Source organism: Candidatus Woesearchaeota archaeon (assembly GCA_003694805.1).
Classification (GTDB): domain Archaea; phylum Nanobdellota; class Nanobdellia; order Woesearchaeales; family J110; genus J110.
Genome location: RFJU01000100.1, coordinates 1 through 9129, shown reverse-complemented (window position 1 = coordinate 9129; position 9129 = coordinate 1). Strand labels below are relative to the sequence as shown.

Below are 9129 nucleotides of genomic sequence, written 5' to 3'. Positions count from 1 at the left end.
CAAGCCAGAACCGTTCAAGAGTTGCAAAACAATACTTGCCGTCACGATGGGACCGATGCCCAAACTAATAATCGAGCCAAAACTCGCGCCGAGAATGATAGAGAGGAAATTGAACTGCTCTAGCGCGTTTTGCCCCAACCCGTACAAAGGAATGAGGCCTAATACGAAAAAGAACACAAGAAAAATAAGCGTCCACTTCAGCTTCTCCTTAAACGAAAGCCGCTTCTGCTTCGGCGCTGCCACTTCAGGCAAGTATTGCGCTATCGTGTCGAGCCATGACATGCTTTTACCAAACCCCTCTCAACAACTATTTCCTTTATTTAAAAACAATCCCTTGATACTTAAAAAAAATCAGCTTTGCTCTCCCTTCACACTCCCTGCACGTCCCTCTTCTGCAACGGGCTTTTGGGAAGGTGCCGTGAATACTTCAACAATGCCGCCTGCATGATCCACTTTCTCCTTTGCGCGTTTCGAACACTCCTTTGCTCGCACGAGAAGTTTCACTGTGCACTCGCCACCTCCGAGGAGCTTTTCAAAGCCCAACTTCGAGAGGTCTACAACAATTCTTCCACCTTCCTTTTGCAACGCTCCCGAAACGTCTCTGCGCTGAACGAGACGTGAGAGCGAACCAACATTAATCCCCTTGCGCCTCGGCCTCTTACTCGTAAACCCTCTCTTCCCTTGCTTAGGCCTGACCTTCCAAAGACTGGGTTTTTTGGCGTCGCCCCTCTTACCACTGCCTCCAAGCCCTCGCCCGCCGCGATTGCCAGCGCCCCTGCGCTTCTTCATGCTCCCGCCGCCGTGCGTCTTGCTCCCGCGATACTTGACCACTTTTTTTCGCTTTCTCATCATTTACATCATCCTCTTGAGCAAGTCACCCATCTTCCCCTTTCTATTTCCCAACACGCCTCCTGCTGAAAACGGCGCCTTACAGCCCTTTTTCTCAAACCCGCCTCTTGGAGGGTGGAGTGTGAACGTCGCCATCTTTGCCTTGCTAGGCGAAACTTTTCTGCGCTTCTTCTCCAATTCGGCAAGGAGTTCCGGACTAATCTCGCCAAAGGTGACGTAATCCTTCACCTTCTGCAACAAGCCCTTCACCGACGGCGAAAGAGGAAGAACAGAGCATGCGAACTTCTTACGCAACCTCAACAAGGAAAGCGCCTTTTTGATATCGACATCAACCCCTATCAAGCCACGCACCAAAACAACCGCGACCAAGGGCGCCTTCCCTCTCCCAGCGCCGGCTTGACTTTTCTCATCCGCCTTACCTTTAGGCGCGTCACTCATGCTTCACCACCTTCAACGCTCTTTTCCGAAACACCCTGAACACTGCCATCCTGCATGGACAACCGGTCATAATGTTTCGGCTGGACTCGAACAGCACAAAGCTTTCTCAGCGCTCGTTCAGCCGCCTTGATAAGATTAACACGGTGCCGAGTCATCCCCTTCGTCTTCGACCAAACGTTTTTCACACCTGCAAGCTCAAGCACTTTTTGGAGCTCGCTGTGGGCAACCAACCCCTTTCCTTTCGGCGCGGGCATGAACACGACCTCGACAGACCCGCACTTCCCAGACACCTTAAACGGGATGCTGTGGGGATCCTCGCTCGCGTCTTCCCAAGAGCCAGCACCTCTCCTGATTTTGAACACGTTCATCTTCGCCTTCCTAATTGCTTTCTCGCGAGCTGGCACTGTTTCTTTGGACTTCCCCATGCCAAAGCCGATATGACCATTGCGATCACCAACAACTGCAAGCGTAGTGAACTTGGGCTTATTCCCTTCTTTCGTCTTCTTCTGGGTTTGCTTAAAGATTCGACGCTGGCCGCCTCCAAACTTCCCCCTGCTCTGCCCGATGAGCAAGAGCTCAACATCCAAGTCAAGCAAGCGCTCAGTAATTTCAGGCTCCATTATCGGAATGCCTGCGTCAAGAATTTGATCAATGTTTGTTATTTCTCGGTTCTTCACCTGCAAACCAAGGCGCGTCCTCGGCTTCCACTCGTCCTGCTCCGCCTCTTCTTCAGGCACTACTTGCTCGACCTGGGGTTTCGAACCCTCCTGGTGCTTTCCATCAGCGACCACTCTTGGCTCAATCTTCCCAGCCTCTTCACTTCCTTCTTTTTTTTCTTCCTTCATGACTGTCACATCCTTCTTTGGTCTTCTTCACGATCTTTCTTCACACTATGAATCTTCGCCGCCCTCGGCCGTCTCCTTGGCCGTCTTCTTTTTTTGAGCAGCCAACTCCGCCCGCATCTTCTCCCAATCAGCAGCGACTGTTTCACTGATGTGCTTCCCTGCGAGGCGGTCCTTTGCAGGAAACACATTTTCTTGACAGGGCACGTTCAGGCCGGCATCAACAACTCCTTTCAGGACCGCATATATGCGAGAACCCTTCACAGGGGGGTGAAGTCCCAAATCAAGCACCGCCTCCTTCACTCCCTTCGCAAGCGCCTTACTCCCGAACGCCAAGCCGGTTAAGTAGCACGCAGGAATACTCTTCGTGCTATGCTTCCACCCTTTCTTTTCAAGCAGTTTTGAATTCAACGCTTCTATGACAACATCTCCATCAGGAGCGTATTGAACGAGCTGGACCACAACGTGTTTATTGCTCTTTCGCACGACAAGCCGCGGCTTTCGCGACTTGAGGAGGGCGAGCCGCTTACGATAATTCGTTCGACCCTCCCTCTTTCTTCTTTGCGGAACCGTCCGCGCAATGCTTTTTGCCATCTTCATCAAACCTTGTTCTCAGTTAACCTTGACACGTTCCCACTTGCCTTTCTACTCCTCATGTTTGCACAAACCCTGACCGGTGAAGAACCCATCACTTCTTCACCCCCTTCGCAGGCGCTTTTGACAAGACCTTCTTGGGCGAGCCCTTCTTCGCTGAAGAAGAAGCCCCTTTAGCAGATTCTGGCTTCTTGGCCAAGTCATTCTCATTCATGAAAAGCTTAATGTGGCGCTTTGACCTGAAAAAATTCCCCTTCACCTTCCTGTAGAGGACACGGTACGCCCTCGTGTCAATAACACCTTTCTCTTTGAGCTCTTTGATGAACGCCCTTTGCGACCTCACTTTCACAACCCATCTTTCCTTGCGAGGCAACCTCGCATTCGGCGTTCCTTTCTTAGAGCCGGGACCCCTACGAAGCCCCTTACGCTTTTGCTCGGCAATCTTTCGTGCTCTACCACGAGAAACGCCCTTAACAGAAACTTTTCGCACACCACCCTGACCACTCAAGAGACGCATGTCTGTTTTCGTAATAGCCTCCTTCACATCCTCCAACCTGGCAGGATTGAAGCGAATTCGTTTCGGCGAACACTTCAACACAATACTCGCCAACCTTCGTTGAATTGATAATTTCATACCTCTACGACCTCTTCGTCAAAACTTTGTCCTTCTCTTCCTTTTCTCGTTTCTTCTTCTCCTCCTCGGAGAGTTCTTCATCTTTTTTCTGCTCAGCAGCGGCCTTCTTCTTTTCTTCTTCGCGCAACTTCTTTTCAAGCGCTTTCTTCTCAGTCCTTGCCGCGCGCGCCTTGGCAACTTCCTTACGCAATGCTTCTCGCTCTTCAACCGCCTTCTTCATCAGTGCCAAGGGCTTGTTCAACACACGAATTCCTTTTTCCTCAGCAAGGGAGAGCAGTTTCTTGCGCTTCCTATCGCCAACACTCGCCGCGACTACTGCCCCCTCTGTTTTTGGATCAAGAGCAAGCAACATCTTCTCTGTGCTTACAAGAACAGGCAACAGCCCTTCTCTCGACAAGCCTCTCACTGCAACGGGTGAGCGCCAACCACTCTCAGGCGATCGCACATACCCTTTCTTCTTGAGGCGGACCTTGCTCTGCAAACCCCTCGGCTTTCGCCAAGCGCTGGAAAGCTTTGCCTTCTTATGCGCGTCCTGCCTCCTAAAGACAGGCTTTTTCGCCTTTCGCGCCCGACGCTCCTCTAATGCTTCTTTCTTCACCATCATGCCACGTCCTTACCGTCTTTTTTCACAATGTAAATGCCGTCTTGAAACACTCGCTGATCAAACCCAGGCCTCCTGCACAGCTGCTCAATCGCGGCGGCAACCCTCCCCACCTTTTCTTTATCAATTCCTTCCACAAGGATTTGCGCACCATTAACAGACACCTTCACATCAGCACCGATACGCAACGTCCGGGGAACGCTCTCACCAATAAAATTCTTCACCTCAAGAACATCGCCCTTGAGGGAAACCGTCATGGGAAAGTGACCCGAACAAACTTTAAGCTCATAACTATGCCCTTCGACCACGCCTTTGAACATGTTGCGCAAGTGGGCTTTGAACGTGTTAATTAGCTTCTTCTCCCGCAACGTCGGTTTTCGCTTCGCATTAAACTCGACCTTGCCTTCCTTAACCGTTGCCACAACGCTCGGGGCGTGCAGCTTTCGCTGCAACGATCCTTTCGGCCCCTGCACGGTGAACACGCCTCTTTCAAGCGAAACAGTAACCCCTTCAGGAACCTCCACAACACCCTTTATTTGAATCTTGCTTCGTGCCTGCACGTTCTGACTGCCTTCCGCAGCACCCAGCGGCGCCTCCTGTTTCCTTTCTTGACTTGACATAATCAACACAACCTTTTTTCTACGTATTTCGGACTTTTGAGTAAACGCGCTTTTCCTTAATAGCAATACGCCAACAGCTTACCTCCAACGCCTTGTTTCTTTGCTTCCTCGTGCGTCATCAATCCTTTGCTCGTACTCACCACGAGAATGCCAAACCCTTTCGCTGGCAAGAACCGCTTCTCATACTTTTCAAACTCGCTCTTGCCAATCTGAAAGTTTGGCTTAATAACATTGACATCATTAATCCTTCCCAGCAAGTTAATCTTCAACACGCCGCCGCGCGCGTCTTCTACCGTTTCCACACTTCCAACATACCCTTCTTTTTGAAGTATTTCAAGGACGCCGCGAATAAGCTTGGAGTTGAACCTCGTCACGACTTCCTTTTTTTTCGTTTGTTCATAATTTTTCATATGCGACAAGACATTTGCCAAAGGATCATTCAAACTCATCTTCTTCCTCCAACCTCTCAACTATACTGTTTAAAGCCAATATCTTCTGCGTGCTGGCGAAAACACTGCCTGCACAGTTGCAACCCGTACTTTTGGATATGGCCGCCTTTTCGCCCACACCGCCTGCACTCTTTCACATTCCTTCCTGTCTTTCGCTCCTTCGGAGCGTTGTGCTTCTTAAACTTCACCAGCTTGCCAGGCTTCCCTGAAAGCTGTTTGAGCATTTTTTGCCAGTTGCTTGCCGTCATTCTTCTTCACCTACTACTACACCGAACGCCTCTTTCATGAACGCCACGGCGTCTTCTCTTGAAATACGATGCGTCTTGTGAATCCTCCTTGGACGAATCTTCCTCTGCTTCACACGAAAACCAGGCCTTGCAAGCGTGACGCTTGCTTGAATGCCAATAATGCCGATTTCGGGATCGTACTTTGTTCCGGGAATATCAATGTACTCATGAATACCAAAAGAGACGCTTCCTTCATTGTCAAAACAAGAAGGTGCAAGCCGCATCCCCTTCGCTTGCAAAAGCCTGTTTAAGACGTCCTCGGCGGCCTTCCCTCTCAGCGTGAGTTTGCACCCTATCGGAAGCCCGGGACGAAGACCCCATCCAGGGATGCGCTTTTGCGTGACAGTCCTGACCGGGTCGATGTTGGTGATTTGCTTAATGAGCCGCTCTCCTTTTTTCAAGAGCACCTGGTCTTTGCCCGCGCCGAAATTCAACGTGAGCTTTTCCACCTTCACCTTCCGCATCACATTCTCATTATCGCTCATGCTGCCTCCTGAGGAATAGTTATGGATGCGCTGCTCTTGCCCAGGACAAACGCATACCTCCTCCTCGTCGTGAAAGACTTGCCATCCTTCTCAAGATGAATGATTCTTCCCTCGATGTTCGTTACCTTCGCCAACGATCCTTTGTGAGCCCCGGCAGTGAGAATGACCAGCGCTCCCTTCTCGAGAGGAAGGCGAGTGACAATTTTTTTCTTCTTAACATCCAGCAAGACGCCGTCGCCGACCTTGAACTCGCCGGCGTCGTTAACCACTATGTTCCTTCCATCAATCAGGTTCAACTGCATCTTCCCACCAGGAAGCGACGTCTTACCAATAACCTTGGACAGCTTTAGCGAGGATTCTTTCTCAGGAATACTATACAGCATCAATCGCCCCTTCTTGTCAAGGAACACTCTGAAAAACTGCTTTGCTTCCGGCAACGCGAGCACATCCATGAATCCTATTCCTGCATCATCACGAAATCTCCGCTTACCATCAACCAGCACAGTCTTCTTACTCATTAGCACCCTGGCTTCTCTCTTATTCGTCACCAAGCCAAGCACGTCACGCATCGCAAGGAGGAGAGGCATGCTCAACTCCCGCGAATGCCCTGTCGGAGCAGGCCTCGTAACAAAAACCGCCTCTTTCCTCCTCAGCGGCCAAGACTTCGGGGCCGCCAACCTCTTTAAATGATTCTTCGTCATCGCCCTTCCTCCGACTTCTTCTTCTCAGCGATCTTTGCAAGCTTCGCCGAGCGTTTTTTGTCCGATACATCCAATGAAGTGATGAGTAAGTTCGATGGGTGAAACGGGATAGGAACGACGCCGCCTTCCTTTTTTTGCCGCTCGACTTTGGTAAGGAAGACGCGCAGGTTCTTTACATCCACGCGCTCAACTTTCGCTTCGACGCCCTTGCGCGAGCCGCGAAGGATGCGGACTTTGTCACCTGCTCTTACGCGCAACGCACGTACGCCGTACTTCTTTCTCAGCTCTTTTGAGAGGTGGCAGTTCAAGAGCGCGCTGCGCAGGTGCAGCGGGGCGTTAGCCGCGAATTTTCGCTGCTTCCTTGGTTGCCTGCTGCTCCTCCAAAACTTGCTAAAAACGTTTTTCATTTTCCTACACGATAATGCTTGCGACCTTGGCAATGCCAGGCCAACGCATGCACGCCTCCTTTGCTATGGGTCCTTTGAATATTGTGCCTTTCGGGTTTCCCTTGTCATCCTTGAGCACGACCGCGGCGTTGTCCTCAAACTTGACACGAGTCCCGTCGGGCCTGCGAAACTCCTTCTTCTGACGAACAATAATGGCATACACCACTTGCTTTCTCATGTCAGGCCTTCCTGACTTGACACTCGCATGAACCATGTCCCCTACGCCAGCCGACGCGAGCCTTCCCTTTCGGGACTTCTTCTTCATAACCGCGAAAATCTTCAAAACCTTGGCTCCTGAATTGTCACAGGTCTGCACAACACTCCCTACCTGCAAGCCTCCTGCGACTTTCGCCTTTACTGCTTTCATGCTATAATCTCCGTCACGACAAACTTCTTCGTCTTGCTCAGTGGCCGCGACTCTTGAATACGAACTTTGTCACCGAGTTTTGCGCCAACCTCTTCTGGATTGTGCGCCTTCACCCGAGACTTGCGAATGAAATAACGTTCATACTTTGGCACATACAGCCTGCGCTCCCACTCCACCGTTACTGTTTTTGTCATCTTGTCGCTCACGACAACACCGACAAACGTCCGCCCTCTCAAGCGGACCGGCCTTCCGGCTACGGTGACGCTCGCAGGCGCCTTCACCTTCTCTTTCTTCTCGTTGCTCTTTTCTTTTTTTGTCATTTTCTTGCTCGCTTCACCCGGTCTTGTGGCCGGTAATGAATCGCGTCTCCGCGAACGACTTCGCCGTCAATGCGAAACACGCGCCGCGCTTTCGCAACCCTCTTTTGGTGCGAACCTTCCTCGATGACGAACGTGTGGAACGTTTCATCCACGACTCGCCCCTTCAGGCCTACCTCGGCCTTGTTCGGACTCTGGACGACTTCCAAAGCGCGCCCGATGAGTTCTCCGCGCAAGAGGTCCCGCCTCATGAGCGGCACTCACCTCCTTCCCTTCTTCTTGTTCCCTTCCTTGACTTCAATCGTTTCGGGACTGAAGCCGAGCGAGACGAGGACGTCTTTAATAGTTTTTGTGTGGTCGCCTTGCAACTCGATGACGCCGTCCTTCACCGTCCCGCCGCAAGCAAACTTGTTCTTGAGGCGCTTTGTTATGTCCTTCACATCAACCTCGTGTTGGTTGATGCCCTCGACGACCGTGTGAATCTTCCCGAACTTCTTCTTTACTGTGCTCACGGTCACCGTCTGGCTTTCCTTGGCAATGTCTTCAAACGAGACAAGCTCTTTGGGCAAGCCGGTTATGCGATCGAATTCACTCATTTTTGTTTGTTTTGCAGTGTTCGTATCCTCGCAATGGTTTTTTTAATCTCACGAATCTTGCCACTCTCTTTCTGGGCCGTGCCTGTCGCGACTTGAACGCGAAGCTTCATCAACTCTGTTTTCAACTCCGCAAGCCGCTTTTGCAATGCTCCTTCTGAGAGCCCCTGTAATTCTTTAAATTTCATTGTTCCTTCTTTTCTGCACTTGCGCTTTTTTCAGCGCTTGGCTTCTCTTTCTTGACGGCCTTCTTTGTTTTGGCCTTTGTGGCTTTCTTCTTCACAGCCTTTTCAGTGCTTGACGCGCCTTTTTTCACTGCTTTTTTCGTCGTGGCAGACGCTTTCTTTTTTGCTGCTGCACCTTGCTTCGCGTCATCCTCACGAGCCTCTGCCTCTTCGGACTCCGCCTTTGCCGCGGTCTTGCTTGCTGTACCTTCTGTTTTGGCGGGCTTCTTCGTCTTTGTTGATTTAGTCTTTGTGGCTTTCTTCTTCACTGTTTTTTTGCCGCGCCCATGACTCTCTGTTTTCTCTTCTTGTCCTCCTTCATCCTTCGTCGTTGGTGAACCGCGCTCTACCTCGCCTCTTCCAGACTCTTCATCGTGCGCTCTTGCAATAACATCTGCTTCTTCCTTCGTTGACGCGACTCCCGCCACGACATCTTCCATTTCCTTTACTACTGCAGGATCCTTCACTTCCTCGACGTGATGTTCCTCCTTCGGTTCACTTACTCGAATCTCGTCCGGGAGTGACGTTGAAGGGGGCATGATGCTCACCTTCACTCCAACAACCCCGCTCTTGAGACGTGCATATTTATACGCGTGGCGCACGCCTTGCCTCGCGACTTCGCCACACTTTTTTAAGTGCCCGGTGAAGAAGCGCCACGTCTTGGCCCTCGCCCCTGGTATCT

19 protein-coding genes are annotated in these 9129 nt (G+C 51.1%); all 19 read right to left on the bottom strand.

Annotated features, from left to right (window positions below; translation table 11 throughout):
• Nucleotides 1–282 (bottom strand): preprotein translocase subunit SecY (locus tag D6783_03780; protein ID RME52823.1); only part of this gene is annotated, 282 nt, incomplete at its 3' end.
• Nucleotides 283–351: 69 nt separating this feature from the next.
• On the bottom strand, nucleotides 352–852 hold the full coding sequence (gene rpl15p, locus D6783_03775; GenBank protein RME52822.1) for a 50S ribosomal protein L15: 501 nt from the start codon (nucleotides 850–852) through the stop codon (nucleotides 352–354).
• Nucleotides 853–1287, bottom strand: coding sequence for a 50S ribosomal protein L30 (rpl30p, locus tag D6783_03770; GenBank protein RME52821.1), 435 nt, complete (start codon nucleotides 1285–1287; stop codon nucleotides 853–855).
• Complete coding sequence (rpsE, locus tag D6783_03765; GenBank protein ID RME52820.1) at nucleotides 1284–2132, bottom strand: 30S ribosomal protein S5; 849 nt, start codon at nucleotides 2130–2132, stop codon at nucleotides 1284–1286. The genes rpl30p and rpsE overlap by 4 nt, the downstream gene beginning before the upstream one ends.
• A gap of 45 nt (nucleotides 2133–2177) precedes the next feature.
• Nucleotides 2178–2723: a 50S ribosomal protein L18 gene (locus D6783_03760; GenBank protein ID RME52819.1), complete on the bottom strand. Its 546-nt coding sequence runs from the start codon at nucleotides 2721–2723 to the stop codon at nucleotides 2178–2180.
• A 94-nt stretch (nucleotides 2724–2817) separates the two neighbouring features.
• Nucleotides 2818–3357 carry a 50S ribosomal protein L19e gene (locus D6783_03755; GenBank protein RME52818.1) on the bottom strand — a complete coding sequence of 180 codons (540 nt, stop codon included), beginning with the start codon at nucleotides 3355–3357 and terminating at the stop codon, nucleotides 2818–2820.
• Nucleotides 3358–3361: 4 nt separating this feature from the next.
• Entirely contained in the window at nucleotides 3362–3958 is a 597-nt protein-coding gene (locus D6783_03750; protein ID RME52817.1) for a 50S ribosomal protein L32e, read from the bottom strand.
• The gene (locus D6783_03745) at nucleotides 3958–4578 is read right to left on the bottom strand and encodes a 50S ribosomal protein L6 (protein RME52816.1); all 621 of its coding nucleotides are present in this window, start codon (nucleotides 4576–4578) and stop codon (nucleotides 3958–3960) included. The genes D6783_03750 and D6783_03745 overlap by 1 nt, the downstream gene beginning before the upstream one ends.
• 56 nt (nucleotides 4579–4634) lie before the next feature.
• Nucleotides 4635–5027, bottom strand: a complete 393-nt coding sequence (locus tag D6783_03740) for a 30S ribosomal protein S8 (protein RME52815.1) — start codon at nucleotides 5025–5027, stop codon at nucleotides 4635–4637.
• 17 nt (nucleotides 5028–5044) lie between these two features.
• Nucleotides 5045–5251: a 30S ribosomal protein S14 gene (locus D6783_03735; protein ID RME52824.1), complete on the bottom strand. Its 207-nt coding sequence runs from the start codon at nucleotides 5249–5251 to the stop codon at nucleotides 5045–5047.
• 20 nt (nucleotides 5252–5271) lie between these two features.
• A complete protein-coding gene (locus tag D6783_03730; protein RME52814.1) occupies nucleotides 5272–5799 on the bottom strand; it encodes a 50S ribosomal protein L5 in 528 nt (175 codons plus the stop codon).
• A complete protein-coding gene (locus tag D6783_03725; protein RME52813.1) occupies nucleotides 5796–6500 on the bottom strand; it encodes a 30S ribosomal protein S4e in 705 nt (234 codons plus the stop codon). The genes D6783_03730 and D6783_03725 overlap by 4 nt, the downstream gene beginning before the upstream one ends.
• Nucleotides 6497–6907 (bottom strand): 50S ribosomal protein L24, encoded by a 411-nt coding sequence (locus D6783_03720; GenBank protein ID RME52812.1) that lies wholly within the window; start codon nucleotides 6905–6907, stop codon nucleotides 6497–6499. The genes D6783_03725 and D6783_03720 overlap by 4 nt, the downstream gene beginning before the upstream one ends.
• A gap of 4 nt (nucleotides 6908–6911) precedes the next feature.
• A complete protein-coding gene (locus D6783_03715) occupies nucleotides 6912–7313 on the bottom strand; it encodes a 50S ribosomal protein L14 (GenBank protein RME52811.1) in 402 nt (133 codons plus the stop codon).
• The gene (locus D6783_03710; GenBank protein ID RME52810.1) at nucleotides 7310–7633 is read right to left on the bottom strand and encodes a 30S ribosomal protein S17; all 324 of its coding nucleotides are present in this window, start codon (nucleotides 7631–7633) and stop codon (nucleotides 7310–7312) included. The genes D6783_03715 and D6783_03710 overlap by 4 nt, the downstream gene beginning before the upstream one ends.
• A complete protein-coding gene (locus D6783_03705; GenBank protein ID RME52809.1) occupies nucleotides 7630–7881 on the bottom strand; it encodes a ribonuclease P protein subunit in 252 nt (83 codons plus the stop codon). Before D6783_03705 ends, D6783_03710 begins: the two co-directional genes overlap by 4 nt.
• 9 nt (nucleotides 7882–7890) lie before the next feature.
• Nucleotides 7891–8226 (bottom strand): stress response translation initiation inhibitor YciH, encoded by a 336-nt coding sequence (gene yciH, locus D6783_03700; protein RME52808.1) that lies wholly within the window; start codon nucleotides 8224–8226, stop codon nucleotides 7891–7893.
• Complete coding sequence (gene rpmC / locus D6783_03695; protein RME52807.1) at nucleotides 8223–8411, bottom strand: 50S ribosomal protein L29; 189 nt, start codon at nucleotides 8409–8411, stop codon at nucleotides 8223–8225. Before rpmC ends, yciH begins: the two co-directional genes overlap by 4 nt.
• The coding region (locus tag D6783_03690) for a hypothetical protein (GenBank protein ID RME52806.1) at nucleotides 8408–9129 on the bottom strand (722 nt) is incomplete at its 5' end. The genes rpmC and D6783_03690, both read right to left, overlap by 4 nt.

Excerpts from the sequence above, each read along its gene's own strand:
- D6783_03715 (RME52811.1), bottom strand. The coding sequence starts at position 7,313 with ATGAAAGCAGTAAAGGCGAAAGTCGCAGGAGGCTTGCAGGTAGGGAGT.
- rpl30p (RME52821.1), bottom strand. The coding sequence starts at position 1,287 with ATGAGTGACGCGCCTAAAGGTAAGGCGGATGAGAAAAGTCAAGCCGGC.
- rpmC (RME52807.1), bottom strand. The coding sequence starts at position 8,411 with ATGAAATTTAAAGAATTACAGGGGCTCTCAGAAGGAGCATTGCAAAAG.
- D6783_03760 (RME52819.1), bottom strand. The coding sequence starts at position 2,723 with ATGGCAAAAAGCATTGCGCGGACGGTTCCGCAAAGAAGAAAGAGGGAG.
- D6783_03755 (RME52818.1), bottom strand. The coding sequence starts at position 3,357 with ATGAAATTATCAATTCAACGAAGGTTGGCGAGTATTGTGTTGAAGTGT.
- D6783_03740 (RME52815.1), bottom strand. The coding sequence starts at position 5,027 with ATGAGTTTGAATGATCCTTTGGCAAATGTCTTGTCGCATATGAAAAAT.
- D6783_03750 (RME52817.1), bottom strand. The coding sequence starts at position 3,958 with ATGGTGAAGAAAGAAGCATTAGAGGAGCGTCGGGCGCGAAAGGCGAAA.
- D6783_03710 (RME52810.1), bottom strand. The coding sequence starts at position 7,633 with ATGACAAAAAAAGAAAAGAGCAACGAGAAGAAAGAGAAGGTGAAGGCG.
- D6783_03735 (RME52824.1), bottom strand. The coding sequence starts at position 5,251 with ATGCTCAAACAGCTTTCAGGGAAGCCTGGCAAGCTGGTGAAGTTTAAG.
- D6783_03725 (RME52813.1), bottom strand. The coding sequence starts at position 6,500 with ATGACGAAGAATCATTTAAAGAGGTTGGCGGCCCCGAAGTCTTGGCCG.
- D6783_03745 (RME52816.1), bottom strand. The coding sequence starts at position 4,578 with ATGTCAAGTCAAGAAAGGAAACAGGAGGCGCCGCTGGGTGCTGCGGAA.
- rpsE (RME52820.1), bottom strand. The coding sequence starts at position 2,132 with ATGAAGGAAGAAAAAAAAGAAGGAAGTGAAGAGGCTGGGAAGATTGAG.
- rpl15p (RME52822.1), bottom strand. The coding sequence starts at position 852 with ATGATGAGAAAGCGAAAAAAAGTGGTCAAGTATCGCGGGAGCAAGACG.
- D6783_03730 (RME52814.1), bottom strand. The coding sequence starts at position 5,799 with ATGAGCGATAATGAGAATGTGATGCGGAAGGTGAAGGTGGAAAAGCTC.
- D6783_03705 (RME52809.1), bottom strand. The coding sequence starts at position 7,881 with ATGAGGCGGGACCTCTTGCGCGGAGAACTCATCGGGCGCGCTTTGGAA.
- yciH (RME52808.1), bottom strand. The coding sequence starts at position 8,226 with ATGAGTGAATTCGATCGCATAACCGGCTTGCCCAAAGAGCTTGTCTCG.
- D6783_03720 (RME52812.1), bottom strand. The coding sequence starts at position 6,907 with ATGAAAAACGTTTTTAGCAAGTTTTGGAGGAGCAGCAGGCAACCAAGG.